Origin of the sequence: Leucobacter aridicollis, assembly GCF_024399335.1 — a bacterium.
GTDB lineage: Bacteria > Actinomycetota > Actinomycetes > Actinomycetales > Microbacteriaceae > Leucobacter > Leucobacter aridicollis_A.
On sequence record NZ_CP075339.1, the window covers coordinates 3,023,833 to 3,050,125 of the forward strand.

The 26,293-nt window shown below is 64.2% G+C and carries 22 protein-coding genes and 1 riboswitch; of the genes, 12 read left to right on the forward strand and 10 right to left on the reverse strand.

The features are described 5' to 3' along the window. Window positions 1-36: 36 nt before the first annotated feature. A complete protein-coding gene (secA, locus tag KI794_RS13595) occupies window positions 37-2,796 on the reverse strand; it encodes a preprotein translocase subunit SecA (protein ID WP_255808406.1) in 2,760 nt (919 codons plus the stop codon). Between the two features lie 157 nt (window positions 2,797-2,953). On the opposite strand from secA, the gene KI794_RS13600 reads away from it, so the two are divergent. The 3 genes from KI794_RS13600 to KI794_RS13610 all read left to right on the forward strand — a co-directional run bounded on the left by KI794_RS13600 (window position 2,954) and on the right by KI794_RS13610 (window position 5,767). Beyond that, window positions 2,954-3,388: a Fur family transcriptional regulator gene (locus KI794_RS13600; protein WP_119282835.1), complete on the forward strand. Its 435-nt coding sequence runs from the start codon at window positions 2,954-2,956 to the stop codon at window positions 3,386-3,388. A 61-nt stretch (window positions 3,389-3,449) separates the two neighbouring features. Next, on the forward strand, window positions 3,450-4,910 hold the full coding sequence (locus KI794_RS13605; RefSeq protein WP_119282834.1) for a catalase: 1,461 nt from the start codon (window positions 3,450-3,452) through the stop codon (window positions 4,908-4,910). An 83-nt stretch (window positions 4,911-4,993) separates the two neighbouring features. Next, window positions 4,994-5,767, forward strand: coding sequence for a polyprenol monophosphomannose synthase (locus tag KI794_RS13610; RefSeq protein ID WP_255808407.1), 774 nt, complete (start codon window positions 4,994-4,996; stop codon window positions 5,765-5,767). A 201-nt stretch (window positions 5,768-5,968) separates the two neighbouring features. Here the strand turns inward: KI794_RS13610 and hpf are convergent, their stop codons facing one another. The 9 genes from hpf to KI794_RS13655 all read right to left on the reverse strand — a co-directional run bounded on the left by hpf (window position 5,969) and on the right by KI794_RS13655 (window position 17,389). Beyond that, window positions 5,969-6,595 (reverse strand): ribosome hibernation-promoting factor, HPF/YfiA family, encoded by a 627-nt coding sequence (gene hpf / locus KI794_RS13615; protein WP_119282833.1) that lies wholly within the window; start codon window positions 6,593-6,595, stop codon window positions 5,969-5,971. A gap of 65 nt (window positions 6,596-6,660) precedes the next feature. Continuing rightward, window positions 6,661-7,515, reverse strand: a complete 855-nt coding sequence (locus KI794_RS13620; RefSeq protein ID WP_255808408.1) for a ComF family protein — start codon at window positions 7,513-7,515, stop codon at window positions 6,661-6,663. A 99-nt stretch (window positions 7,516-7,614) separates the two neighbouring features. Next, complete coding sequence (locus KI794_RS13625; RefSeq protein WP_119282831.1) at window positions 7,615-9,300, reverse strand: GerMN domain-containing protein; 1,686 nt, start codon at window positions 9,298-9,300, stop codon at window positions 7,615-7,617. Further along, window positions 9,297-11,009, reverse strand: a complete 1,713-nt coding sequence (gene mtrB / locus KI794_RS13630; protein WP_255808409.1) for an MtrAB system histidine kinase MtrB — start codon at window positions 11,007-11,009, stop codon at window positions 9,297-9,299. Before mtrB ends, KI794_RS13625 begins: the two co-directional genes overlap by 4 nt. Window positions 11,010-11,017: 8 nt before the next feature. Then, window positions 11,018-11,701, reverse strand: a complete 684-nt coding sequence (mtrA, locus tag KI794_RS13635) for an MtrAB system response regulator MtrA (protein WP_121076900.1) — start codon at window positions 11,699-11,701, stop codon at window positions 11,018-11,020. Between the two features lie 64 nt (window positions 11,702-11,765). After that, window positions 11,766-12,194, reverse strand: a complete 429-nt coding sequence (locus tag KI794_RS13640; RefSeq protein ID WP_255808410.1) for a metallopeptidase family protein — start codon at window positions 12,192-12,194, stop codon at window positions 11,766-11,768. A gap of 22 nt (window positions 12,195-12,216) precedes the next feature. Beyond that, window positions 12,217-13,608, reverse strand: a complete 1,392-nt coding sequence (locus tag KI794_RS13645; protein ID WP_119282828.1) for a DUF5719 family protein — start codon at window positions 13,606-13,608, stop codon at window positions 12,217-12,219. Next, the gene (locus KI794_RS13650; protein ID WP_255808411.1) at window positions 13,609-17,010 is read right to left on the reverse strand and encodes a glycosyltransferase; all 3,402 of its coding nucleotides are present in this window, start codon (window positions 17,008-17,010) and stop codon (window positions 13,609-13,611) included. 64 nt (window positions 17,011-17,074) lie between these two features. After that, window positions 17,075-17,389 (reverse strand): WhiB family transcriptional regulator, encoded by a 315-nt coding sequence (locus KI794_RS13655; RefSeq protein WP_119282826.1) that lies wholly within the window; start codon window positions 17,387-17,389, stop codon window positions 17,075-17,077. A 168-nt stretch (window positions 17,390-17,557) separates the two neighbouring features. On the opposite strand from KI794_RS13655, the gene KI794_RS13660 reads away from it, so the two are divergent. The 9 genes from KI794_RS13660 to KI794_RS13700 are packed head-to-tail and all read left to right on the forward strand — an operon-like array spanning window position 17,558 to window position 25,973. Next, window positions 17,558-18,418, forward strand: coding sequence for an exodeoxyribonuclease III (locus KI794_RS13660; protein WP_255808412.1), 861 nt, complete (start codon window positions 17,558-17,560; stop codon window positions 18,416-18,418). Between the two features lie 56 nt (window positions 18,419-18,474). Further along, window positions 18,475-19,479, forward strand: coding sequence for a tryptophan--tRNA ligase (gene trpS, locus KI794_RS13665; RefSeq protein ID WP_119282824.1), 1,005 nt, complete (start codon window positions 18,475-18,477; stop codon window positions 19,477-19,479). Between the two features lie 32 nt (window positions 19,480-19,511). Next, window positions 19,512-20,546, forward strand: a complete 1,035-nt coding sequence (locus KI794_RS13670; protein ID WP_119282823.1) for a response regulator — start codon at window positions 19,512-19,514, stop codon at window positions 20,544-20,546. After that, the gene (locus tag KI794_RS13675; protein ID WP_255808413.1) at window positions 20,546-21,535 is read left to right on the forward strand and encodes an ATP-grasp domain-containing protein; all 990 of its coding nucleotides are present in this window, start codon (window positions 20,546-20,548) and stop codon (window positions 21,533-21,535) included. The genes KI794_RS13670 and KI794_RS13675 overlap by 1 nt, the downstream gene beginning before the upstream one ends. Beyond that, the gene (locus tag KI794_RS13680) at window positions 21,532-22,263 is read left to right on the forward strand and encodes a PHP domain-containing protein (protein ID WP_255808414.1); all 732 of its coding nucleotides are present in this window, start codon (window positions 21,532-21,534) and stop codon (window positions 22,261-22,263) included. Before KI794_RS13675 ends, KI794_RS13680 begins: the two co-directional genes overlap by 4 nt. Then, window positions 22,260-23,738, forward strand: a complete 1,479-nt coding sequence (locus tag KI794_RS13685; RefSeq protein WP_119282820.1) for a glycosyltransferase family 2 protein — start codon at window positions 22,260-22,262, stop codon at window positions 23,736-23,738. Before KI794_RS13680 ends, KI794_RS13685 begins: the two co-directional genes overlap by 4 nt. Further along, window positions 23,735-23,866, forward strand: a complete 132-nt coding sequence (locus tag KI794_RS13690) for a hypothetical protein (protein WP_255808415.1) — start codon at window positions 23,735-23,737, stop codon at window positions 23,864-23,866. Before KI794_RS13685 ends, KI794_RS13690 begins: the two co-directional genes overlap by 4 nt. Beyond that, on the forward strand, window positions 23,863-24,210 hold the full coding sequence (locus tag KI794_RS13695) for a response regulator (protein ID WP_119282819.1): 348 nt from the start codon (window positions 23,863-23,865) through the stop codon (window positions 24,208-24,210). Before KI794_RS13690 ends, KI794_RS13695 begins: the two co-directional genes overlap by 4 nt. Further along, on the forward strand, window positions 24,207-25,973 hold the full coding sequence (locus tag KI794_RS13700) for a sensor histidine kinase (RefSeq protein WP_255808416.1): 1,767 nt from the start codon (window positions 24,207-24,209) through the stop codon (window positions 25,971-25,973). Before KI794_RS13695 ends, KI794_RS13700 begins: the two co-directional genes overlap by 4 nt. Window positions 25,974-26,105: 132 nt before the next feature. Then, window positions 26,106-26,252, forward strand: a riboswitch (FMN riboswitch). Window positions 26,253-26,293: the final 41 nt, after the last annotated feature.

The window sequence follows — 26,293 nt, forward strand, 5'->3', positions numbered from 1 at the left end:
CGATGCGTGGTCACAGTGAGCGCGGGTACGCGGCCGTTACTTCTTCTTGGCGCGACGCTGGGCGCGGTTCGCGGGGCCAGCCTCATCGGCGGGAACTTGCTGGCCAAACGCGCCTCGCGCGGTGGGCTGCGCCGGCTGCTTGGAGCCGCGCTTCTTGGCCTGCGAGTCATTGACTCCAGCGCCACTCACCTCGGGGGTGCCGTCAACATCGGGTGACGTGTAGCTCAGCTGGGTCTCGTCGGGCTTTGTCTGCTCGTCGAGTCCGCCACCCTCGAGGTGCACATGCCCCTCGTGGCCAGGCTCGTTCGGACGCACCTGGACTTCGAGGTTGTAGAGGAGGCCGGTCGACTCTTCCTTGATCTGGCCCATCATGCCCTCGAACATCGTGAAGCCCTCACGCTGGTATTCAACGAGCGGGTCTCGCTGCGCCATCGCGCGGAGGCCGATTCCCTCCTTGAGGTAGTCCATCTCGTAGAGGTGGTCGCGCCAGCGGCGATCAATTGTCGTCAGCACAACCCGTCGCTCAAGCTCGCGCATCGCCTCAGAGCCGAGCGACTCCTCGCGGGCGGCGTAGGCGACCTCTGCGTCGGACAGGATCTCGCGACGGAGGAACGCCTTGTCGACGCGCCCGTTCGGCGCCTCGGCGACGACCTCGTCAACGGTGAGAGCAATCGGGTACAGCTGCTTGAGATCTGACCAAAGCGCGTCAAAGTCCCAGTTCTCGTCGGCACCGTGTGAGTCAAGGATCGCGTCGATCGTCTGCTCGCGGAACGCGACCACCCGCTCCTCGATCGCCTCACCGTCGAGGATCTGGGCACGGTCGCCGTAGATTGCCTGGCGCTGACGGTTCAAGACGTCGTCATATTTCAGAACGTTTTTACGAATCTCAGCGTTGCGCGCCTCGACCTGGCTCTGCGCGCTCTGAATCGAGCGGGTCACCATCTTCGACTCGATTGCGAGATCGTCGGGGAAGCCGTCACGGTTCATGAGGGCGGCTGCCGCGCCCGAGTTGAACAGACGCATGAGGTCGTCGGCGAGCGAGAGGTAGAAGCGGCTTTCACCGGGATCGCCTTGACGGCCAGAGCGGCCGCGAAGCTGGTTGTCGATGCGGCGTGACTCGTGGCGCTCAGTGCCGAGCACATAGAGGCCGCCAGCCTCAAGAACCTTCTCAGCCTCGGTCGAGACGGCTTCCTTCACTGCCTCGAAGACTTCGTCCCAAGCTCCCTCGTAGGCTTCCGGATCCTCCTCAGTCGAGAACCCGCGCGCAGTCATCTCCTGCACAGCGAGGAACTCGGCGTTGCCGCCGAGCATAATGTCGGTACCGCGGCCTGCCATGTTTGTGGCGACAGTGACGGCACCGTATCGACCCGCCTGGGCGATAATCGCGGCCTCGCGTGCGTGGTTCTTCGCGTTCAGTACCTCGTGGCGGACGCCCTGCTTCGCGAGCTGGCGCGAGAGGTATTCGCTCTTCTCGACGCTCGTGGTACCGACGAGCACCGGCTGGCCCTTAGCGTGCCGCTCCGCGATGTCGTCGACGACCGCAGCGAACTTTGCTTCCTCGTTCTTGTAGACGAGGTCGGGTTGGTCGATGCGCTGCATCTTCTTGTTCGTGGGAATCGGAACGACGCCGAGCTTGTAGGTCGACATGAATTCGCCGGCCTCAGTCTCAGCGGTACCCGTCATGCCCGAGAGCTTGTCGTAGAGGCGGAAGAAGTTCTGCAGGGTGACTGTCGCGAGCATCTGGTTCTCTGCCTTGACCTGCACCCCTTCCTTCGCCTCGATAGCCTGGTGCATTCCTTCGTTGTAGCGACGCCCTGCAAGGATGCGACCCGTGTGCTCGTCAACGATCAGCACCTCACCGTTCAGTACGACGTAATCCTTGTCGCGCGTGAACAGGGCCTTCGCCTTGATCGAGTTGTTGAGGAACGAGATGAGTGGGGTGTTCACCGACTCGTAGAGGTTGGTGATACCAAGGTGATCCTCAACTTTTTCAATGCCAGGCTCGAGCACACCGACGGTGCGCTTCTTCTCGTCAACCTCGTAGTCGACGCCGGCCTCAAGGGTCTTCGCGATCCGGGCGAACTCGCCGAACCAGCGGTTGCCTTCTCCGGAAGACGGGCCCGAGATGATGAGCGGGGTACGCGCCTCGTCGATCAGGATCGAGTCGACCTCATCGATGATGGCGAAGAAGTGACCACGCTGGACCCGCTCGGCCGAGGTGCTCGCCATGTTGTCGCGGAGGTAGTCAAAGCCGAACTCGTTGTTCGTGCCATAGGTGATGTCCGCGTCGTACTGCTTGCGGCGCTCGACTGGGTCCTGGCCCGAAATGATGCAACCGGTTGTCATACCGAGCGCGCGGAAGACGCGGCCCATAAGCTCAGACTGGTAGCTCGCGAGGTAGTCGTTGACTGTAACGACGTGCACGCCCTTGCCTGCAAGCGCGTTGAGGTATGACGGCATTGTTGCGACGAGGGTCTTACCCTCACCAGTCTTCATCTCGGAGATGTTGCCGAGGTGCAGGTTCGCGCCACCCATTACCTGGACGTCGAATGGGCGAAGTCCAATTGTGCGCTTCGCGGCCTCGCGGACGGCGGCGAATGCCTCTGGCAGGAGGTCGTCGAGCGTCTCGCCAGCCTCAAGTCGCTTCCTGAACTCAGTTGTCTCCTCGCGCAGCTCCTCGTCGGTGAGGGCCTCAAACGAGGGTTCGAGATCATTGACCGTCTTGGCCAACCGCTCGAGCTTCTTGAGCGTGCGTCCTTCGCCGACGCGAAGGATCTTCTCGAGGACTGTCGCCACGTTGTGTCTCCTGTACGGTAGTGCGCGATGAGCTGCTGGGCAGGGCATCGTCGTTGCCCAATTGTGACAACTCCTCAGCTTAGCAACGGCTGTGTGCATTGCGCTGGGAATTCCTCCCTTCATTTGAATGATTCAAAATAAGGGCTACACTGGAAACATGCCCGCAACCGCCCCCGCCACCGAATCGGCGGCACGACTGAACGCCGTTGGCCTGCGCTCAACCGCGCCGCGTCGAGCCGTTCTTGAGGCGCTGCAGCCGGGCGGTCATCTTGACGCGAGCGAACTCTACGACCGCCTGAAGGACGATCTGCCAGGGACATCCTTGCAAGCCATTTACGGCGTTCTCACGGCCCTCGTTGAGGCAAACCTTGTGCGGCGCGTCACGCCAGCAGGCGGTTCCGCTAGGTACGAAGCACGAGTTGGCGATAACCATCACCACCTTCTTTGCCGGTCGTGCGGACGCCTTGAAGACGTCCCATGCGCAGTTGGCGCGGCTCCGTGCCTGACCCCTTCAGAAGACCATGGCTTCCAGATCGAAGCGGCCGAGGTCACCTTTCACGGCCTGTGTTCCGACTGTGTGCCCGTGGACTAGCACCTAGCTGTTCACCACATCCAGACTTCCATCCGACTCAACCCCCACGAAATGAGGCATCATGGCTGAGAACAAAACCCTGACGACCCAGACGGGTACCCCCGTCGCAGACAACGAGCACTCGCTCACCGTTGGGCCCGACGGCCCCACGGTACTGCACGATCACTACCTCCTCGAGAAGCTCGCATCGTTCAACCGTGAGCGCGTGCCTGAGCGCAACCCGCACGCAAAGGGCGGCGGCGCGTTCGGCGAGTTCGTCGTGACCGAGGACGTCTCGAAGTACACTCGCGCTGCAGTGTTCCAGCCCGGCGCCAAGGCAGAGACGCTCATCCGTTTCTCCTCCGTCGCTGGTGAGCAGGGCTCCCCTGACACCTGGCGCGACGTACGTGGCTTCTCGCTGCGTTTCTACACGCCCGAGGGCAACCTCGACATCGTCGGCAACAACACGCCGACGTTCTTCATCCGCGACGGCATCAAGTTCCCCGACTTCATCCACTCGCAGAAGCGCCTCGGCGCGTCTGGCCTGCGCGACGCAGACATGCAGTGGGACTTCTGGACGCTGTCGCCCGAGTCGGCTCACCAGGTCACCTACCTCATGGGTGACCGCGGCCTCTCGAAGAGCTGGCGCCACCTCAACGGCTACGGCTCACACACCTACCAGTGGATCAACGCCGAGGGCGAGCGCTTCTGGGTGAAGTATCACTTCATCTCCCAGCAGGGCGTCGAGCGCCTCTCGCCCGAAGAGGCAGAGAAGCTCGCAGGGTCGGATGCCGACTACTACCGCCGCGACCTGTTTGAGTCCATCGAACGAGGCGAGTTCCCGTCGTGGGACGTCTACGTGCAGGTCATGCCCTATGAAGAGGCAAAGACCTACCGTTTCAACCCGTTCGACCTCACGAAGGTGTGGCCAAAGGCTGACTACCCGCGCATCAAGGTCGGAACGTTCACACTGAACCGCAACCCTGAGAACTTCTTCGCTCAGATCGAGCAGGCCGCGTTCACGCCCGGTAACCAGGTTCCCGGCACAGGCATCTCGCCCGACAAGATGCTGATGGCTCGTGTCTTCTCGTACGCAGACGCCCACCGCCACCGCATCGGTGCAAACTTCAACCAGCTGCCTGTCAACCAGCCGCATGCCGGAGAGGTGAACAACTACCAGCACGAGGGCAGCATGCGCTACCACTTCAACAGCGCAGAGCACCGCACCTACTCGCCGAACTCGTACGGCCAGGCTGGCGGCCCGGTTGCCGATCCGGTTGCAGGTGTCGAGGCGAGCTGGGAGGCCGACGGCAGCCTCGTTCGCTCGGCTCACACGCTGCGCGCTGACGACGACGATTTCGGCCAGGCAGGCACGCTCTACCGCGACGTCTACTCGGCAGAAGAGAAGGCACGCTTCCACGAGGTGCTCGGCGGCCAGGCACAGGCAATTACCGTTGATCGCATCCGCGAGGCGTTCTTCCAGTACTGGACAAACGTCGACGCAGAGCTCGGCGCGATCCTGCGCGCGAACTACGCAGCCTAACCACGTCTGAGGGGCCGGGGCCAGCCGCAGTGGCTGGCCCCGGCCCCTCGCGTTTTCTAAACTCGGTCTGAAATGATTGGCACGTGCAGCATCCAATCGTCCCAGAGAGCGTGACTCACACGAGCGTCCTCGTCGTGCTGCCAACGTTCAATGAGCGGGACTCGCTTCGCGGAGTCGTTGCGACAGTGCTCGACGCCGTGCCCGGCGCCAACGTGCTCATTATTGACGACAACAGCCCTGACGGTACCGGCGAGATCGCAGACGACATCGCACACGTAGAGCCTCGTGTGACCGTGATGCACCGCGATGGCAAGCGTGGCCTTGGTACCGCGTATATTGCCGGGTTTCGCCTCGCAATCGACCTCGGCTACGACTATGTCGTCGAGATGGATTCCGACGGCTCACACCAACCTGGCGAGCTCCCGGCGCTTCTCGACGCCGCAGCCGCGGGGGCCGGCCTCGCAATCGGCACCAGGTGGATGCCCGGCGGCAAGATCGTGAACTGGCCGCGCCACCGCCGACTGCTGTCGCGCGGAGGGACCGCGTTCGCCCGCCTTGCGCTGCGGTCGCGGCTGCGGGACCTCACGAGCGGTTACCGCGTGCTCTCACACGAGTGCATTGAGCGGCTCGGACTGGAGACCATCGACTCCGAGGGCTACGCCTTCCAGGTCGAGACCGCGTGGCGCATCGAGCAGCTCGGCATTCCCGTCGCTGAGGTTCCCATCACCTTCGTGGAACGCACCACAGGCCGGTCGAAGATGTCGACGCGAATCATGTGGGAGGCGTTCTCAAACGTCACTCGCTGGGGTATCGAGACCCGCCGAGCGCGCTCGGGCAAGCCTGCCTTCCAGCACTAGGTCAAGCGCCCGCAGAGGCACGCCCTTCGCATGCAATCGACACTAGAACTGCAGAAATCCTCGGAAATCGACATTGAGACTGTAGATCCCAGGCTGTGTGGATGTGGCGACCGGCGCAAACGCGGCGGCCGCCCCCGAATGGGGACGGCCGCCTAGTAGCTCCTGCTGAATAGCTGTCTGCGTGACTAGCTGTCGGGGTGCCTAGCTGTCTGCGAGCGACAGCACGCCGTAGTTCCAACCCTTGCGGCGGTAGACAACGCTCGGCTTGTCAGTCTCGGCATCGATGAAGAGGAAGAAGTCGTGGCCGACAAGCTCCATCTGATCGACTGCATCTTCAACCGGAAGTCGCTCCGCCGGGAATTCCTTCGAGCGGATAACGACAGGCGAGTACGCCTCTTCGGCCTCAGCCACGACGGGTACCGAACCTGTCGCGACAGCGTCAATGATCTCGGCTGAAGCGGGCTGCAGGTCGACCACAGCAAAGTCATTCGCTGCCGCGTCGCCGAGCGAAGTCCGACCCCGGCCGCGGCGGTCCTGCGCACGATCCTTCGAGCGGCGGATGCGCTCGAGCACGCGACCGTAGGCGATGTCATAAGCGGCGTACTTGTCTGGCCCCACTGACTCGGCTCGAATCACCGGGCCCGGGCCGATCAGCGTAATCTCAACCCGGTCACCATGCTTTGGGCTCTTGTCACTGAGGCGCGATACACGTACCTCGAAGGCCTGTGCCTTCGGGAGCAACCCTGCTACCTTCTCGGTTTTTGACTCAACGTACTGTTCAAAGCGATCAGTAATCTCGACATTTCGTCCGTGGATGCTGACGTCCATGACGACCTCCCAGGTGACTCAGGCGGGTGGGCCGGTGTGGCGCACCACTACGCCTTTCTCGAACATTACCCCCTTTCGCCTGTGAGGTTCCACTCTGTTTTTTGTGGCGCGTCGCGACGCTCCGCCGAGCAGAGTGTCACAGCGCCGACGACAGGGACGCCTTCGGCTTCGAACACGGCGATCGCCGCCCGAAGCGTCGCGCCGGTCGTGGCAATGTCGTCAACAAGAATCACGCCCCGCCCGTTGAGTCTTCGCTCCGCATCGCGGCGAACCCTGATGAGCCTTGCATTTCGCTCTCGCGCAGCAGAGTCGAGCCCAACCTGCCCGACGCGGCCACGTCTCGGCACTAACAAGCGAAGGCGTTCACCTGGCAGCCGCCCCGACAGCAGCCCGGCACGCAGCATCACGTCGACGTGCCTGTACCCTCGTTCACGCTCGCGTCGCTTTCGAGACGGGAGGGGAACCCAGACTGGTGCCCGCGGGAGTGCGTCGCCAGCGCCGCGATCCAGCGCACGCTGCCTGTGGTGTTCTGCGGCGAGCGCGGCGCGAAGCGGCACAGCCAATCGGGGTCCCAGCATTGGCCCGAAACTGTATGCGCCGCGATGCTTATAGGCGAGCAGAACCGCCCGGAGAATCCCTTCATACGCTCCAGCGGCGAAGCCTGGCACCCCGAGTGCTGGGATCGCATGAACTTCGTCAGGTGGGGCGTCTGCTACCTCCACGGCACATGTAGAACAGAGCTCTCGATCCTGCCTGCCGCATCCGACGCACAAACTCGGCCAGACAAGCGCGAGGAGGTCGAGCCCAAGCTCTCGCAGCCACTCCAGGGCTCCCGTCAAGCGCGAGCCCCTGGCAGGAGCAATGTTCTGGGCCTCAGTTTCGGCCGGAGCCCCACGGGCGGCAACTTCTCGTTTCGGCATGAGCCAAGTTTCGTCTGGCAAGTGGTTGCGAGGCGGGCTCCCCGTCAGATTGTGGACAACCTCGGCCGCCGCCTGCCCCAACTCCTCCTGTGGAGCGAACTAGCCGCGCTTTGCGATCACTTCAACGTCGGCTGCGACGCGTTGCCAGCCGCTCGCTCCCTGGGGCGCAAACAGTTCCCCATTCTGGGTGAGCACTCTAATCTGGGCCCTGTTGCCGCCACCGAAGATTTCCTCCGCCTCGGGCACTGATCCCTGTTCGCTTGGAAAAGTTCCCGGCCCACCGACTGTGACCTTCCCTGCGCTCCCCTGCAAGGTGACTGCCACGAACCGGTTCTGATCGATCCAGTCGAAGTCGAGCGCCTCGCCACTCGCCCACAGCTCGATGTCTGCCTTCGGAGTGACCGCCGTCGGCATTCCGCCATCGGTTTCCCTGAGGATCCCGCCGACAAGCACGTAGCTCTTGCCACCGTCGTCAACGAGCGCGCCGATCATGCTGCCACCCGGCGCGATACCCACAGCCCGCACGTCGAGCCCTTCGAGCCAGGGAATGACGATGTCGTGTTGCTCCCCCGAGGCGTTCGCGACGTGCATCTTTGTTGGCGCTGATGCTGAGAGCGACCAGGTCCACAGGTCGTCGTCGACGTTTGGCGCCAGCGCGTCCTTCCGGCTGTCGACGACAGCTGTGAACCCTTGCGAGACGATGTGTACTCCCGCCTTGGTGCGCACGGCAGCGACGGTCTTGGAACGCGAGAGCGCAATCGCGTCGCCAGCGAGCTCTTCAACGACCGGGCTAATCCCGATCACTGGCTCGATCCCTGACGCCGTAAAGACGCCAAATTTTCCGTTCTGCACGCCCGCGAGCTTGGCTCCCACCTGCGACGGAGTCATGGGCGCGACTGCCTGCGGCTTTCCCTTGACCGGTGTCCCGTCGATGAGCAGCTCGACCCGGTTCACGCCCGAGACGCTCTGCAAGCTGGTCTGGAGTTGGAGCAGCATCTCTTCTTGCGCCTTGGGGTTATTCAATCCCTCGCCCTTGATATCGACCCGCGCAAGCCCGTCTTCGACGGTGACCGCATTCTTGGTGAGTGAGGTCCCTTCGGGGAAGCCTGAGCGAGCGACAAGCTCAAACCGTTCACTCGGGCCAGCGAGCAACGCGTTCACGATCTCCGTCGAGAGCGCAGCCCGCGACAGGAACCATCTGGTGTCGGGCACCAGCCGGTCGCCGGCACCAAGGAAGTTCACTTGGTGTTGCGACCAGATCGCGTCGAAGGTCGCGCGGTCAAGGATGACGCCAGCGGGGGCAGACGAAATCCTCCATTCATCGCCGACACGTGTGAACTCGAATCGGAGCTCGGTGCTCTCGCCGGCTTCAGTCAGCAGCAGCCGGCCCTCAGGGTCGACTTCGGCGACGACAGAGAGCATCAGCATGCCTGCCGCGTCGCCGTCTTGTCTGAACGGACGCGACCCCTCCCAGACGAGCACACCGAAGTATGGATCCCACTGATCGGCGTACTCGGGTGTGAGGTACTCGCGTGCGACAGAGTAGTCGTCAATCGGTGAGCGTGCCGCTGTGATGAACCCGCGAACCAGCTCCTCGGGTGTCGCGCCGGCCGACGGCCCAAACGCGCTGAACTGGAGGGCCTGCTCAGCTTGATTGATGTCAGTGAGTCCCGGCTGCACCGCACCGGAGCCTGGGATCGCAGCGCACGCGCTGAGCGTCAGGGTTGCGACGAGGGCGAATCCGAGGCCGGCACGCGACATGCGTCTGATCCTGCGCTTGGTCATGAGCGGCCCTCCTTTGGCGTCTTGATGCTCCGACGGAATGGGCGTTTCAACCAACCACCTGTTGTCTCACGCACGTCTGCTCCGCCCGCGACGTCCTCGGGGATGAGCGGTATCGGCGACACAAAGTCTGTCACGTCGTCACCGCGCGGCAGGGTGAGCCGGAAGCTCGTTCCAACGCCCTTCGCCGACCACACTTCTAGGAATCCGCCGTGGACCGCGGCGTCCTCTCGAGCAATCGCGAGGCCGAGTCCGGTCCCGCCGAGCGTGCGCTTGCGTGAGGGATCAGCGCGCCAAAACCTGTCAAAGACGTGGTCGACGTCGTCAGCGTCCATGCCCACTCCCCAGTCGCGCACCGCAACGGCAATTGCGTGGGCGTTCGAGTCGACTGTAACGACGATTGGCCGATCCTCACCGTGCTCGATCGCGTTGCCGACGAGGTTCGACACGATACGTCTGATGCGCCTCGCGTCGACGTCAACGGGCGTGTAGCCGCCGAGCGGCCGTACCTCGATCAGGCTCGATGAGAGCGGCCTGAGCGACGTCACGACCTCGTCGACAAGGTGGACGAGGTTCGTGGGCTCAGTCTCAAGCGTCACCCGCCCGGCGTCGTAGCGCGAGATCTCGAGCAGGTCGGTGAGGAGCGACTCGAACCGTCCAACCTGCGTGCTCAGCACTTCGACGGCACGCTGTTGGCCCGGCGCTAGGGAGTTCTGCTGCCCGCTGAGTACCTCGCTCGCGAGCCGGATAGTAGTGAGCGGCGTGCGCAACTCGTGCGACACGTCAGACACGAAACGCTGCTGCATCTCTGAGAGGTCGTCGAGCTCTTGAATGCGGGCTTGGAGCGTGTCGGCCATGTCGTTGAATCCCTCAGACAACACATCAAAATGCTCGTCGTGCTGCAGTGGCATGCGCGCATCCGCTTCACCTGCTGCGAGCCGCCGGCTCGTGTCTGCTGCCACGCGAATCGGGCGGAAGACAATCCGAGAAATCACCCAAACGAGCAGTCCGATGAACAGCATCATCCCTACCGCCGTGACAAACAGCGTGCGCTGAACGAACGAGAGCGTTTCCGCTGTCGCCGAGAGCTCGTATCCGATAAACAGGTCGAACACCCCGGCGCCCGCCGGGAACTTCAGGGACGAGCCAACGACTATGCCAGGTGCGTCTTTCGCCTCGCCGTCGCGAAACGTCACTGCCTGCCAATACTGGGGTTCCTCAGCAACAAGCACAGCCTCCGCGAGTTCCTCGCTCACTGCCTGACCGAGCGCCGATGGGGTACTCGCCACCGGGGATAGCTCGGGAAATGGCGCCTGGTTTTCTTGGCGCCTGATGTAGATCATCTGGCTCGACGACGTGTCCTGCACCGTTCGAAGCACAGAGGTTTGCAGTGACTGCAGGCCGCCCCTGTCGGCGGGATCGAACGAGTCGATCATGCGCTGCGCCTGCACCGTTGCGCGCGCTGAGTCCTGCAACGATTGTTCGAGGCGCGACGAGAACAGGTCGTTGCTCACGCTCGTGAGCAGGAACACACCGGCGATCGCGATCATCGCGCCAGTCACGAGACCCGTGATCGTCATCGTGCGGAGCATGAGCGACCGGCCCCACCGTGCGCGGAAGGGCCCGAGCACGGGTTGAGTCGCCTTGATCCACCGCAGCCTCAGGCGACGCCAAGTCCGCTGCATTCGACCGCGCGACCTTGGCTCAGTCATGCGAGCGACTATTCTGCGCGGGCACCAGCACGGTACCCAACCCCGCGCACGGTCGTCACGATCGCCGGGCGATCAGGATCGATCTCGATTTTCGCGCGCAGCCGCTGGACGTGAACATTCACGAGACGAGTATCGGCCTTGTACTGGTAGCCCCACACCTTCTCGAGCAGTACCTCACGAGTGAACACCTGCTGAGGCTTCCGCGCGAGAATCGCGAGGAGATCGAACTCGAGCGGTGTGAGGGCGATAACCTCGTCGCCGCGCTTCACCTCGTGGCCGGCGACGTCGATGTGCAGGTCGCCGATCATGAGGGTTTCGTTCGTATCTTCCTGCGGTTCGCGGAGGCGAGCGCGGATCCGAGCGATGAGCTCTGCAGGGTTGAACGGCTTGACGACATAGTCGTCTGCACCGACCTCGAGCCCGCGCACGACGTCGCGGGTGTCGGTGCGGGCCGTAAGCATGATGATGGGCACCCCGGATTCTGCACGAATCTGTTCGCAGACACCGATCCCATCGAGTCCTGGCAGCATCACATCGAGGAGTACAAGATCAGGGCGCGTCGCACGGAACTGCTCAACGGCTTCGAACCCGTCGTAGGCATGCTCGACAAGGAATCCTTCTCCTTGCAGCACCATGCTCAGCATCTCAGCGAGTGCTCTGTCATCATCCACTACGAGGATTCGTGCGCTCATGAGCCTATTATGACCGGTCGGCCTGGTAATCGTGCAACCAGCCCCCTCGGAAGGGGTGGAAAGCCTAGAAGTGGTCAAACCTGCCGGGTAGCAGTTCCCAAGGTTCACGTCCCAGGTACTCACACACAGCACGGTACACACAGTGCTCAATGAAGTAGCGACGGTGCTCGTCGTCATCAACGTGCAGCCCCTTGCTGCGTTGAATCGGCATTCGATAGAGCATGATGCTTGCTGCGTCTCGGTCGATCGAGTAAAGCATCGGCATTGAGCTCTCGCCTGCGGCAGCAGGCACGGTTTGGAAGCCGATCTGCACGCCGTGGAGTTCCTCGGGGAACGCTCGCTGCAAGAACTCGACCGCGCCGCGAGCGTCAGACTCGAACTTCTTCACCCTGCTCTGCGGATTCGCGAGCGCTGGTCCAGTGATTGACGAGCGGATCGGGCGACGCCCATGCCGTGTCTGGCGCCCGTGCGTACGCGGGGTCCTGGAAGTCATACCGTCCAGTCTACGGCCACCGCTAGCGCGTGTAGACCGTCAGCTGGCCCGTGTGCTCGGCGCGCGGCATGATTGGGTATCCGGCGATCGAGCCGCTCCCGACCATGCGAACTCCCGCGTGTACGGGCTCGGTGCTCGTGAGTGTGCGGCTGCCTGCCCCTGGCACGACAACGGCGGCTCCCGGCGCGACAGTGACCTGCTGCTCTTTGCCGCCTGCGACGGTGACCTCGGCGGGTACATCACCGGGGTTTGCGACGATGAGTTCGCCTCCTGGCGTCACCGGGGCTGCAGTTGGCGTATTCGCCGGAATCGTCGGGGCCGGCGCGAACCACTGGAAGTCGTGAGTCTCACCCGAGTTCGCGGCACCCTCGGCTCCCGCGAAGACAGGCACATCGGCGTCTACAACAATTGCGGTTGCGTCGTGCGGCCACGACTCAATCGCAAGCGCCCCCACGACGCGGGGTTCAAGCTCGATGACGCCGAGCTGCGTGCGAACACCCTTGGCGTCGATTGCTGAGACCGTACCGCTGCCTGCGACATCTCCTGGGGTGATCGCGTGCACGAGTACCGGGAAGCGGTCAGCTGGCCCAGTGTCAGTTGGTACCTCTTCGTGGTCGTGCGAGTCTTCGTTCGCGACTCCTGGAATGACGAGTAGCTGCTCGGGGCGAAGCTGCCGAGTGACTACGGAGGTTCCGACAGGGACGATGCCGTCCACTCGTGCGACCCCGAGGCTTGCCGAGACAGGTGCCCCCGTGCTTGTCACTCGCACTGCGAGGCGCTCTCGGTTGGGCGCATACCCGTTGAGCGAAACGATCTGTTCGGAGTTCGGGGCGACGATCACTCCCGAGGTTTGCACTGCGTCGATCTCGCCGTTCTCGTCAAACACGGTGATCTGCACGGTTGCGGGAACCTCGCTCGCGTTGCCTAGGCTGAGCGTCGTCGAGAGTCCGAGCGTGCTTGCTCCGCCGACGAGCCACTGCTCGTTGACGGGTTCGACGCACGCACTCGCGGTTGCGCCGCGGAGTGATGCTGAGGCGAGTTTCTGGCTTTGGGCGGCAGCAAGCGAGGCCTGCGCGGCGCCGGTGAGCACTCGAGCTCCACTCGCGGCTGCGCCCTCCCCTCCCCCGAGCGTGCCGAGTTCACCGTCTCCGCTCACGACCACAGTTGCCTCGCCTACCGGCACGGCGACGTCGGGGCGAGAAGGATCAGCGCCGAGCTCTGCGAATGCGCCAGCACACACAATACTGCGCTCGCCTGTCTGTGTCGTGCTCACCGTGACTGCGTGCGGGGCGCGCTCGACGCTCGGAAGCTGAACCGTTCCGAGGAGTAACACCCCGGCTGCGGCAGCTCCGGTGATGATGAGCCCTGTGAGCGCACGGGCGCCGCCGCGAACAAACCTCTCGCTTGTGCTCATCTACTTGCCCTCCCCGAGCTGCTCGTCTGCGTCTCGCGATTCTGCGTCTGTCGCTTCCTCGACGCCCGCATTCGGCGCGTCGACCGCTGCGGCCTGCGACGTCACGGCGAGGTGGGAATCCCCGTCAGGATCGGTCGAGCGCGCATCTTCCGCTGATCCAGCCGGTTCGGTGTCCCCCGCAGGATCAGCCGGGTCGATGTCCGTCGCTGGATCAGCCGGGTCGATGTCTTCGTCAGCTTCAGCTAGGACCTCGGCCGGTGACTCGTCGTCGGATTCTGCACCATCGCCAGCGTCGGAGAAGCCCTCAGCAGCCTCGGGCACCTCAGGTTCGGCAGGCCCCTGAGGTGCGTCAGGCCTCTCAACCGCCTCAGCCGCCTCGGACACGTCAGGTACCTCGGACACCTCAGACGCGGCAGGCGCGGCAGGCGCGGCAGATGCCTGCGGCTCGTCGCCCATATCCACGGCGGGGGCAGCCGTCTCAGTGACCTCGGCCCCGGCAACCGCGGGAACAGCCCCTTCCGCGACAGCGGAAGGTAGGGCTGCGCCTGCACCGGCGGTCACAGCGGCAGCGGCGCGGCGCTCTGCTCGCTTACTCGCGCGCTTGCGCACCCGCTTCGGACGCTTGCGTCGCTCAGGGCGCTCAACAACCTCGCCCGTGGGCAGCGCGAGCAGCAGCATTGCGAACAGCAGGACAAGCTGCGCGGTCCAGACAGTCTGCCCGCCGAACGAAGTCCCGACGAGCGCGGCAGACTCGTCCCCCTCAGCTTCATGGCCTGTTGCGGCATCTGAGACGCGCCAGAGGAGTCCCTGCTCGGTCGTACCGACGCTCGCGAGTTCGGGGTGCTGGTCGAGCGTGCGCTGGAGCTCGGTCTCCGCGCTCGGCTCATTCCCTGACCGCAGCAGCACGTAGGTGATGCGCTCGGCGTTCAGCGCGTCGGCGACGCTGCCGCCACCGATGCTCGCGAGCGAGCCGACGAGTTCGGCGAGTTGCTTGTCGTCGTCGGTCGGGTCAGAGAGGCGCGCGGAGGTGCGGAAATCGTCAAGCTCGATACCCTCGCCTGTCACAATTTCGGCGCGCATGGCTCCCTCACCTGACGCACTGAGTACGAGTGTGCGGGTGTTTGGGTTTTGTTCTCCAGCGACCTGGACGAGCGCGGGCATCCGAGACTCCCCTGGGCCCATCGGCACGTTGCCTGTGACAAGGCGCACCGCGATCGGCCCTGCAGCAACGACCGCTGCGACGAGCGCGACTGCGACGACCGCAGGCGCAGCACGTCGCGCCGTTTCGGCGCCGAGAGCTGCGAGCCCGAGTACGGCGAGCCAGTAGAGCACGAGGCCAGAACCCGTCCAGACCGCAATCGGGGTGTCACCCGACGTGGTGGGCATGAGCTGGGTTGATCCGACCGCCGCGACTATTCCGAGCCCACCGAACAGGGCATGCAGCAGCGTTGCAGCTACCTTGCCGGTGTAGAGGCCGAGCAGGGCCAGGAGTGCGATCGGAAGCATCAGCACGCCGACGAGGAGTGTCGCGGGTAGGTTACCGAGCCCGGCTGTCTCGAAGATGCGTCCCCAGCCGTCGAGGGCGAACTCTGGGAACCCGAGCAGCAGGTGCCAGGTCGTACCCGGTGTGTACGGCAGTGGGATCCCTGGGTCAGCGAGAAGGTCGAACGGTCGCCCGCCGAACACTGTCGCGATGATCTTCGGGCCGAAGAGCACGAGTGGAGCGATGGCGATCGACAGCACGCGCAGCGCGCCGCGCAGACTGGAGAATACGCCGACGACGAGGAAAACGAGCGCGACCGGGATGAGCACGGGGGCGCTCGCGAGGGCAACCGCAGCGAGCAGCGACGCAGTGCCAGCCCAGCTCCAGGACTCGCGACAGCGGGTGGCGGCGAGAAGCAACCACGGCATTACGACGGCCAGGATCAGCGTGGTGATTCGGCCCGAGGCGATCGAACCGAGCAGCACGGGGCTCAGAGCGAACCCGATGGCGACAACTGCCCGCGCCGCCCCCGACTCTGCAATCTGCGCCGCCCAGATCCAGGCGCCGAGCGCCGAGAGCGGAATTGCGATGATGAGCAGGATGACGAGCGCGTGCGAGGGGTTCCAGAACGTGACAGACCCGAGCACTGCGAGCACCCAGGCGAACGGGTCGGCGGGAACGCCGTCGAGTGTGCGGGTGTGATGCCAGAGCTCGCCGATAGGGCTGAGCGGCGCAAGGCCACCCCCGAACAGGCTCGTTTGGGCGATTGCCCACCAGGTAAGCGCGATCGCAGCCACCGCAGTAACCACGAGCACGGCGAGGCCGCCCGTCGAGACAAACCCGAGCTCTCGTGGAACACGCCCCTGGGCGGCAAGTATCGCCTCGCGGTCGATCATTCGCGCGGTGCGCACCGTCTTTCTGTCGGTGCGCAGTGGGCGCACCGCTGCCCAGCCGACGCGTGACGCCCGCTTCACTCGTTTGCGTGACGCGAGAAGCGCTTTCGGGCGGAAGAAGACTGTCAGCGCGGCGACGAACTCGCCGATCATGTTTCCTGGTTGCTCGCGAATCAGCGCCCAGAAGACGCGAACGATTGCGAGAAGTGGCAATCCGAGCCACATGAGAAACGCAGGGAGTGCTGACGCGTAGGCAATGCGCCGGTGCAGGTGTGCGGTTCGAGCTTGCCTGTGGGCGGTGCGGAGCACTCCGCGGGACCTGTCGATGTGCGGCCCGGCGACGCCGCTTCTGGCGAAGCGCACCCGCGACTCTGGCGACACTTCGACCCTGTAGCCGGCGAGACGGGTGCGCACACAGAAGTCGAGCGCGTCGTCATAACTCGTGAAGGCTGGGTCGAAGCCGCCGAGCTCGTCCCACACGTCGCGGCGAACGAGCATGCCGACAGGGCCGACGCCGAGCACGTCCTCAAGGTGGTCGTACTGTTGTTGGTCGAGCTCTTGCCTCCTCAGCAGCCAGCGAGAGCCAGTCGTCGTGAGACTCTGTCCGAGCTCAATGATGCGCTCGGGGTGATCCCAGTCCACGAGTTTCGGGCCGGCGACGGCAACTGACTGCGCGCGCTGCACGCTCGATAGGATCCGCTCGAGCGCCTCGGGCTCTGGGCAGGAGTCTTCACTCAGCAGCCAGATCCACTCTTCAGCCGGGTTTGATCCGGGAAGCACGGCGGAAAGCGCCGCGGCAACGGCGCGCCCGAATGACACGCGCGACGGGATGCCGATGACCCGCGACGCCTCGGCACCACCGAGGTTCGCGTGTACGAGCTGGGTGCCGACCCGCTCGGCGCCGCCGTTGTTGATGGCGACGATGGCGTTTGGGCGCCGCGTTTGAGAGGCGATCCCTGCGATCGTCTCATCGAGCCACTCCCCACCTTGAGAAGCGACAATGACTGCGGTAACTGTGCTGCGCATAACGCCGTCAGTCTAGAAGGGGTGGCATGGTTTCAAACTGGGGGCATGCCGAGGAGCGCAAAGCTCAGCCGGCCTCGCGGCGCAGCTTGCGGCGTTCGCGCTCTGAAAGCCCGCCCCAAATGCCGAACCGCTCGTCGTTCTCGAGCGCGTAGTCGAGGCACTCCGAGCGCACCTCGCATGTCTCACAGATTCGCTTCGCTTCGCGGGTCGACCCTCCCTTTTCTGGGAAGAACGATTCTGGGTCGGTCTGCGCGCAGAGCGCGTCAGACTGCCATGCAAGAGCCTCATCTTCTGCCTGACGGCGAATTCCTGGGGTGCCGAGAAATACCGGATCGACAAACCAGTCGCCGGGAACGCCTGGCCCTGAAGCTTGTTCCATGGGTGCGCTCCTTTCTCGAAATCTCTGCGTTTGCGACGCTGACACGCCGCATTACCTAAATAATTACACCCTTGTCATTCGTTGAATGTCAAGCCGGAGAGTCTAAACCCTCAAGTACTCGTTGAGGGTCAGTGGAGTGTCGCGTGTCGCACCTCTACACTTGATGCCATGTCTGAATCTCTTCGCGTCGCGTCGGTTAACGTCAACGGCATCCGGGCCGCCTACCGCAAAGGCATGGGCGACTGGCTCGCTGAACGGGACGTCGACGTGTTGGCGCTGCAGGAGGTGCGCGCGCAGGATGAGCACCTCGAGGAGTTCCTCGGTGCTGCGGGCTGGCACTGGCTGCACGACCCGTGCGAGATCAAGGGCCGCGCGGGCGTTGCGATCGCGAGCCGAGTTCCCGCGTTTGCGCACCGCGTCGGCCTGGGTGGAGCAGACGATCAGGATCGCGTGCAGTCATCAGGCCGCTGGCTCGAGGCCGACTTCGCGTTCGGCGACTCCCAGCTCACCATCGTCAGCAACTACACGCACTCGGGCGAAGTAGACACGCCGCGCCAGGAGGCAAAGTGGGCGTTTCTTGACGCCATGGGGGCGCGAATGATCGAGCTTGCAAGCGAGCGCGACTTCGCTGCGATCGTTGGGGATTTCAATGTCGGGCACCGCGAGCTCGACATCAAGAATTGGAAGGGCAACGTGAAGAAGAGCGGCTTCCTGCCCAGGGAGCGAGCATATTTCGACCGTTTCTTCGGCCCGCGCGGCGAGCTCGTCACCGGCGTCGACGGCTCTGAAGGTGAGGGATACGGCTGGGTCGACGTTGGGCGCACGTTTGCTGGCGAGGTCGATGGACCGTACTCGTGGTGGTCAAACCGCGGCCAGGCATTCGACAACGACACCGGCTGGCGCATCGACTACCACGTCGTGACCCCGCAGCTCGGCGAGCGGGTAGTCGATTACAAGATCGACCGCGCCGCGGCCTACGACGAGCGATGGTCGGATCACGCTCCAGTCGTCGTTGATTACCGCATCTGACCGCGTCGCCGCGGCCACGCGATCCATACTTCACACAGAAACACGTTAGATCTCACATGAGCGATTCAAAGCCAGTCATCTTTTCGGGCATGCAGCCCTCGAGCGATTCCCTCCAGCTCGGCAACTACATTGGCGCCCTGAGCCAGTGGACGAAAATGCAAGAGGACTACGACGCGATCTTCTGCGTCGTGAACCTGCACGCGATCACCGTGCCGCAGGACCCAGCAGAGCTTGCCATGCGCACCCGCCGCACCGCGGCACAGTACATCGCGGCAGGCATCGACCCCGCGAAGTCGACGCTGTTCATCCAGTCGCACGTTCCAGCGCACGCCGAGCTCGCGTGGGTGCTGAACACACTGACAGGGTTCGGTGAGGCCGGGCGTATGACGCAGTTCAAGGACAAGTCGCAGCGCCACGGCGCTGATGCAGCCTCTGTCGGACTGTTCACCTACCCGATTCTGATGGCGGCAGACATCCTGCTTTATCAGGCGGAGTCGGTGCCAGTCGGCGAAGACCAGCGCCAGCACGTCGAACTCACCCGCGATCTCGCAAACCGCTTCAACTCGCGCTTCGGCGACACCTTTGTGCTGCCAGAGGCACAGATTCCGAAGACGGTCGCAAAAATCTACGACCTGCAAAACCCAGCAGCAAAGATGTCGAAGTCGGCCGAGACCGAGGCAGGCCTCATCAAGGTGCTTGACCCTGCGAACGTCACCAAGAAGAAGATCATGCGCGCGGTCACCGACGACGGCGACGAGATTCGGTTCGACCGCGCGACTAAGCCGGGCGTCTCAAACCTGCTCACAATCTTCTCGGTGCTCGCCGAGCGCTCAATCGAGTCGATCGAGGAGGAGTTTGCGGGGCTCGGGTACGGTCACCTGAAGAAGGCCGTGGCCGAGGTCGTGGAAGACTCCCTCGCGCCAGTACGCGAGCGCACAACCGAGCTCATGGCCGATCCGGCTGAGCTCGATAGGCTGCTCGCACGCGGCGCTGAACGCGCGAACGAGATCGCAAACTCAACCCTCAATCTGGTCTATGACCGGGTCGGTCTGATGCGCTAAAGTCGAGCTAATTCGCTAGAGGGGGACGCGAGATGGCCGGGCTACACATACTCGTTGTCGACGACGATCCAGACGTCGCGCTCCTCGTAAAAACTGTGCTCGAGCGCCGGGCAGGAGCAACTGTCGCTGTCGCACACGACGCGGCTCGGGCGCTCGAGCAAGCGCGTGCGTCGCGCCCCGACATCGTCGTGACTGACATTGAGATGCCCGGCGCGAGCGGCATTGACCTCCTCACTGACATTCGCCGTGAGTTTCCCGGAGTTCCGGTACTCGTTATGACCGCGCACGTCTCCGTTGACTACGCCGTCTCGGCGCTCCGGGCACAGGCGGACGAGTTTCTGACGAAGCCGCTCGACAACACCCAACTCGTTGACGCAGTCACCCGCCTCGTCGAGGAGGCGCGCAGGCGCGGGCCTGGGCGTCGCCCCAATACCGTGCTCGCAGTTGGCGCGCACCCTGACGACGTCGAGATCGGAGTTGGCGGAATCCTCGCAGCTCACGCCGCCGCCGGCGACAGCATCACGATCCTGACCCTGTCGCGTGGCGCCCGCGGCGGAGACGCCGACAGCCGGCAGTTCGAGTCGCTCGCGGCTGCCGAATTGCTCGGCGCGCGCCTGTTTCTGAAAGACCTCGTCGACACCGAGATTCCGAACAGCGGGCAGACAGTGCGCCTGATCGAGGATGTCGTGCGAGAGGTCCAACCGACTGTCGTGTACACGCACTCGGGGAACGACAGGCATCAAGACCATCGCGCCGTGAGCGAGGCAACGATCGTCGCGACACGGAGCGTCGCTACCGTTGCCTGCTACCAGAGCCCGTCGGCGACGATCGATTTCAGACCGACACGGTTCGTGCGCATTGACGACTTCCTTGAGCGCAAGTTTGACTTACTCGCCTGTTTTGACTCGCAGGTGGCGAGCCGCGACTACCTCACACGCGACTTCGTCACAGCTACAGCGCGATACTGGACCAGGTTCGGCGGCGGCAGGGCGGTAGAACCCCTCGAAATTGTGCGTGAAAGCACTGAACTTGCGCACAGCTACGAACGCCTCAGGTTGGAGAACTAATGCCCACTCGCGTACTCGTCACCGGCGCGGGCGGGCCCGCCGGAGTCGCGGTGATTCGCTCGCTGCTTCGTAGGCCTGACCTCGAAGTCTTCGCAGCCGATATGGATGGCTGGGCGAGCGGGCTCTATCTCGTGCCAGCTGAACGGCGACGGCTAGTGCCGCCTGGGCGTGACGACTCGTTCGTCCCAGCGCTCGCGCAGCTCGTGTCCAGCGATGCGCTCGACCTCGTGATCTCGACAGTCGATGTTGAGCTCGTTGCTGTCGCTGACCGCAGGGATGAACTCGCGCCCGCAGTCCTCGCGGCGCCGAGCTCAGACACGCTGCGCGTGTGCCTCGACAAGCTGGCCCTCGCAGAGCGGTGCGCGTCGACGGGCAGATCGCCGCGAACCGTCGCTGCCGGCCCGGAAGCGCTCGCGATCGACTGGGAGTTCCCCGCCTTTGCAAAACCGCGCCAGGGTGCTGGCAGCCGCGGAATTCGCGTGGTGGCCGGCAGAGAGGCGCTTGAGGCGCTCCCGCTCGACGAGGGCCTCATTGTGCAGGATCTCCTCCCCGGAGACGAGTACTCGGTGGACGTCATTGCAGACGCAGCGGGGAACGTGGTCGCCGCCGTGCCGCGCACCCGCGCCCGCGTAGACTCGGGCGTCGCTATCGCCGGGCAAACCGTGCACGACTCTGAGCTTGAGGAAACCGCCGCAGCGATCGCTCGCGCGATCGGTCTGACCGGTGTGGCGAACGTCCAGCTGCGCCGAGACCGCGCCGGGCGCGCGATGCTGCTTGAAGTGAACCCCCGCTTCCCGGGTGCGCTCCCACTCACAATCTCAGCGGGTGTCGACATTCCATCGCTCGTTGTTGACTTGTTCCTCGGTAGGGATGTTCCGGCGAGCGTCGAATTCCGCGAGGTCGCGGCAGTGAGATTCCTCGAGGACATCGTCGTCGAGGTGTCAGACGTACTCGAGTCGGCGCACGCCGGCCACCAGGACGACGCATGAGCGAACCCACCGCAGACTCAGGGATTCTCGGCGGCGATTTCCACGTGCACTCAACGTTCTCGGATGACGCTCGCTCGTCTCTCGCCGAGAACGTCGCGGCAGCCGCAGCCGCGGGCCTCCACACGGTGCGCCTCGTCGACCACGTGCGGCAATCTACCTCCTGGGTCCCCGAATACCTCGCTGCCGTCGCGGCTCTCGAAGTTCCCGACGGCCTCACTGTTCTCACCGGTGTCGAAGCGAAGATGCTGACCACCGAAGGCGAGCTCGACATTCCTGCGTTGCCCGCCGGGATCGACAGGATCCTCATCGCCGACCACCAGTTCCCGACAGCTGCGGGCCCTGTCGGCCCCTCCGAGATCATCGAGCGCATCTCTGCGGGGTTGTCCCCCACTGACGCCCTCGACGACTGCATCGCCGCACTCATCGCCGCGATGGAGCGCTACCCAGGCAACCAGCTCGCCCACTGCTTCTCGATCCTGCCGAAAGTTGGACTCAGCGAGGATGACCTCTCGCGAGAGCACCTCGAAGCGTGGGCGCTGACCGCCGCGCGCACCGACACGTACGTTGAAGTCAACGAGAAGTGGGGCTGCCCTGGCCCGCGCGCGATCGCGGCTCTCCGGGCGGCCGGCGCGACGCTCATCGCCTCGACAGACAGCCACGACGCAGCGACTGTTGGCAGCTATTCCCGCGTGCGTGAGCTCCTGCTGAACGCCGAGGCCACGCCGTGAACGGGTTTCAGATCGCCCTCGCGGTCCTTCTGCTCGTGTGCGTGCTCGTTGGTACGCTGCCAGTGTTCAACACCGCGTTCCAGTTTCTCGTGCTCCCGTTCCACGCCGTTAAGAATCACTACCGGCGCGCGGCTCCGTTCACGCCAAACGTTGCGGTCATCGTTCCCGCTTGGAACGAGGGGCTCGTCATCGGAGCGTCGATCGACAGGCTCCTCACCCTCGACTACCCAGAAGACAAGCTGCGCATCTTCGTTGTCGACGACGCCTCAACCGACGACACTCCCGACGTTGTGCTCGCCCGCGCAGCACAGCATCCCGGTCGCGTCGTGCACCTCCGGCGCGAGGTTGGCGGAGAGGGCAAGGCGCACACCCTGAACCACGGGATCTCGAAGGTACTTGCGGAGCCGTGGGCCGAGGCTGTACTGATCATGGATGCCGACGTCATCTTCGCCCACGACTCGCTTGGCAAGCTCACGCGGCACCTCGCCGACGAACGCGTCGGAGCTGTCACCGCGTACATCGCCGAGGGATCTGCTGACCGCAACTACCTCACGCGGTTCATCGGCATCGAGTACGTCATCGCCCAGCTCGCTGCGCGCCGCGCACAGAACGTGCTCGGCGCCGTCGCCTGCCTCGCGGGAGGCGCCCAGTTGCACTCACGCGCGAATCTCGAAGCGATCGGCGGCCGGATTCCAACTGGCACGCTCGCTGAGGACACAATGACAACGTTCGAAAGCCAACTCACTGGCCGGAAGATGGTGTTCGAGCCGCACGCAGTCGTGCTCGCGGAAGAGCCCCGCACCGTCGACGCGTTGTGGAAGCAGCGTCTTCGCTGGGCCCGCGGAAACGTGCAGCTCACGTCGATCTACAAGCGGCTCTGGTTCCGCCCGAGCCGAACCCACAAGCTCGGGAGCATTCCGTTCGGCGTCGCCTGGTTCAGCATTCTGCTGCTGCCGGCGTTTCTCGTGCTCTCGGCCGCCGCACTGTTCGCGCTGCTGCTCCTGCACAGCGACATCGCCGAATCAGTCTTCAGGTTCATGTGGATCGTGGCCGCCTGCACCTACATGTACTCGATCCTCTTCGCTGTGCAACTCGACCCGCGCACCGCTCGCCACTCCTGGCGCGAGGCGCTCCTGTTTCCAGGCCTCGGGGCCATGGTCATCATGGCAGTCGCGTTGTTCCCCGGGGTGACAGACGCGGCACTCACCGAGTGGTTCGGCAGGCTCACCCCTGGCGACCGGTTCGTGACTTCGAGCATCCTGTACCTGTGGGGGCCGCTGTCGCTTCTCGGGGCGTGGCTCGCGCGCTGGGTCGAGCGGTTCACGGGCGGAAAGTTTGTCGCTGGTCTACTGATTTACGTGTGCGGCTATGGTTCACTCCTGTGTGCCATTACTGTTGATTCCTACATCAAGGAATGGCGCCGAGCAGACGCTTCTTGGGTGAAGACCGAGAAGGTTGGAAGGGTCGTTTCATGAGTACACGCGAATCAGATGAAGAGATTCGGCGCGACGCCAGGCGCGAGCTGCGGCTCGTACCGCAGGCGCTGATTGCACTCATCATCGTTGCCGCGGTAGCCATCGCGCGAGAGCTGTTGCTCCGATGAGCCCGAGCTTGCTTGCCCTCACCGTCGAGGACAACGCCGAGCAGACAGAGCTGCTGCGGCGCATGCTTGAGCGCGAGGGATACGAGGTCTTTTCAGCACCCGACGCTGAGACCGCGATCGCCGCCTTCCCTGATATCCAGCCGTCGCTCGCGATCGTTGACCTCAGGCTCCCCGGCGTCACCGGGAGCGAATGCATCGACATCTTGCGCTCCCGGTTTCCGAGCTGCCGCATCATCGTAAGCTCAGTGCTCGACGAAGACGAGTACCCGCGCGCAGACGCGTCGCTTCCCAAACCGTTTACAGGCGCAATGTTGCACGACCTACTTGCGGAGCTCACCCAGTGATCGACAGTCGAGAAGTCAGGTGGTACCGCAACTTCGATCAGCCGAGTCCGCTGCTCAAGCAGGCTCCGTCGGCTGTCGCGTTCTTGCTCGCCCTCACCACCGTGTTCCTCGTGCCAGGGCTTGCGCCCGTCGATGCCACGCTCATGCTGCTCTCCGGCGCGCTCATCGCCGGGGCCACAGTTTTCGCAGTGCTCCTGAGAGCGCGCGGGCATTTTCAGGGCCCAATCGTGCTCCTCATACCACTCGTCGACTTCCTCGGATTCGCCTTTTTCCGCGCGGCGACCGGCGCGGGTCAGTCGCTGTTCGCGACGCTCGTGCTCATCCCGATCGCATGGCTCGCGACCGCACCCGGTATTCGCCAGGTTGCAGTCGTTTTTGTGCTGAGTGCCGCGATGGTTTTCATCCCCTACATCACGCACCCGCCCGAGAACAGCACCGACCTGCTCCGCGGCATCATCGTCCCGCTCATCTACGCCACAGTGGCGGCGGTGATCAACGAGCTCGCCCGCCAGCAACGCGCGCGCGTGGAGCAGGCCGAGCGACTCGCCTCCGAGCGCACCCGCGCCCTCCGCGCGAACGAGCAGGCGCTCGCACAGCTCCGCGAGAGCGAAACCCGCTACCGAACCCTGCTCGAATCTCACGAGAGCCTCTGGGCAGCAATCACCGCCCAGGCCGTCATCGCGACGGACTGCAACGGCCTCGTCAGCGCCTGGAATCCAGGGGCTGAACGCATGTTGGGCCTCAGCGAAGCCGAGGCCCTCGATGACGTCAGTATCGACAGGTTCTTCTCCCCCGCAGTGCTCGCGGCGCTCGCGGGCACGCGCCCAGGCGATCCGCCAAGCACCCCAGCCGAGCCGAGTGTTCGCGCGCTTTTCGAGCTCGCAAACGCCGGCTCAACGCTCGACGAAGAACTCGAAATTCAGACGGCCGCCGGGAGCAGGATCCCGGCCAGGGTCACGGTCACGCGCAGAAACGACGGCGCAGGCAACCAACAGGGGTATCTACTCGTCGTCACTGACGAAACTCGCCAGGCTGAGGTCGCCCGGATGAAGGATGAGTTCGTCGGGATGATCTCGCACGAGCTTCGCACCCCGCTCAGCGCCATCATTGGGTTCCTCGACCTGCTGCGCAACGACCCCGAGCAGCCACTCGCAGACCAGCAGATCGAGTTCGTCGACATCATCGAGCGAAACGCAAAGCGCCTGCTCGCGCTCGTTGGCGACCTGCTCTTCACCGCGCAGGTTGAGTCGGGGAGATTCCCAATCACACCGCACCACGTCGATATCTACGACGCCCTCCGGCTTGCAACCGAATCGGCCCGGCCGCACGCTGAGGGCGAAGGCGTTGAGCTAAAGATCGACACTCCGGCGGAGCCGCTCTTCGTCATGGCGGACGGCGGCCGGCTCGGGCAGGCGATCGACAACCTCATCTCGAACGCGATCAAATTCACGCCACGCGGCGGTCGGGTGACGGTGGCGGGGATGCAACGCGATGGCGCAGTTGCGATCTCCGTGAGCGACACGGGCATCGGTATTCCGAAGGCCGAACAGGCAGACCTCTTCAACAGGTTCTTTCGGGCGTCCACCGCGACGCAGAACGCGATTCCCGGAGTTGGCCTCGGCCTCAACATCACGCACGCGATCGCGGTCGCTCACGGTGGCGACATCACAGTGGTGAGCGACGAGGGTGCCGGAACGACATTCGAGATGCGGCTGCCGCTCGCTCCACCCACACAAGCGATCCCGGTGGTACAGCGCGGCTGAGCCAGCTCAGCCGCGCCGCGAGCCTCTGTGGTCGAGCGAGCCGTCGCCAGAGTCATGTGCCTGCAGGGCGTCCCGCAGTGTTCGCCCGTAGCAATCCTGCACACATGGTGAGCGGGAGAGCGCTATGCTGAGGGGGTGTTCCGGGGTCGGTGGGATTCCGAACCGGCGGTGAAAGTCCGCGACCTCCGCATCCGCGGGGCTGAATCGGTGAAATTCCGATACCGACGGTGATGTGTGGGGCTTTGGCTCACGCACAAGTCCGGATAGGAGGAACGCGGGTGACTGAGGCGACGCCTTGAGCACCCCATACCCGGGCACCC

Excerpts from the sequence above, each read along its gene's own strand:
- KI794_RS13600 (WP_119282835.1), top strand. The coding sequence starts at position 2,954 with ATGCCCGCAACCGCCCCCGCCACCGAATCGGCGGCACGACTGAACGCC.
- KI794_RS13605 (WP_119282834.1), top strand. The coding sequence starts at position 3,450 with ATGGCTGAGAACAAAACCCTGACGACCCAGACGGGTACCCCCGTCGCA.
- hpf (WP_119282833.1), bottom strand. The coding sequence starts at position 6,595 with ATGGACGTCAGCATCCACGGACGAAATGTCGAGATTACTGATCGCTTT.
- KI794_RS13620 (WP_255808408.1), bottom strand. The coding sequence starts at position 7,515 with ATGCCGAAACGAGAAGTTGCCGCCCGTGGGGCTCCGGCCGAAACTGAG.
- KI794_RS13625 (WP_119282831.1), bottom strand. The coding sequence starts at position 9,300 with ATGACCAAGCGCAGGATCAGACGCATGTCGCGTGCCGGCCTCGGATTC.
- mtrB (WP_255808409.1), bottom strand. The coding sequence starts at position 11,009 with ATGACTGAGCCAAGGTCGCGCGGTCGAATGCAGCGGACTTGGCGTCGC.
- mtrA (WP_121076900.1), bottom strand. The coding sequence starts at position 11,701 with ATGAGCGCACGAATCCTCGTAGTGGATGATGACAGAGCACTCGCTGAG.
- KI794_RS13640 (WP_255808410.1), bottom strand. The coding sequence starts at position 12,194 with ATGACTTCCAGGACCCCGCGTACGCACGGGCGCCAGACACGGCATGGG.
- KI794_RS13645 (WP_119282828.1), bottom strand. The coding sequence starts at position 13,608 with ATGAGCACAAGCGAGAGGTTTGTTCGCGGCGGCGCCCGTGCGCTCACA.
- KI794_RS13650 (WP_255808411.1), bottom strand. The coding sequence starts at position 17,010 with ATGCGCAGCACAGTTACCGCAGTCATTGTCGCTTCTCAAGGTGGGGAG.
- KI794_RS13655 (WP_119282826.1), bottom strand. The coding sequence starts at position 17,389 with ATGGAACAAGCTTCAGGGCCAGGCGTTCCCGGCGACTGGTTTGTCGAT.
- KI794_RS13660 (WP_255808412.1), top strand. The coding sequence starts at position 17,558 with ATGTCTGAATCTCTTCGCGTCGCGTCGGTTAACGTCAACGGCATCCGG.
- trpS (WP_119282824.1), top strand. The coding sequence starts at position 18,475 with ATGAGCGATTCAAAGCCAGTCATCTTTTCGGGCATGCAGCCCTCGAGC.
- KI794_RS13670 (WP_119282823.1), top strand. The coding sequence starts at position 19,512 with ATGGCCGGGCTACACATACTCGTTGTCGACGACGATCCAGACGTCGCG.
- KI794_RS13675 (WP_255808413.1), top strand. The coding sequence starts at position 20,546 with ATGCCCACTCGCGTACTCGTCACCGGCGCGGGCGGGCCCGCCGGAGTC.
- KI794_RS13680 (WP_255808414.1), top strand. The coding sequence starts at position 21,532 with ATGAGCGAACCCACCGCAGACTCAGGGATTCTCGGCGGCGATTTCCAC.
- KI794_RS13690 (WP_255808415.1), top strand. The coding sequence starts at position 23,735 with ATGAGTACACGCGAATCAGATGAAGAGATTCGGCGCGACGCCAGGCGC.
- KI794_RS13695 (WP_119282819.1), top strand. The coding sequence starts at position 23,863 with ATGAGCCCGAGCTTGCTTGCCCTCACCGTCGAGGACAACGCCGAGCAG.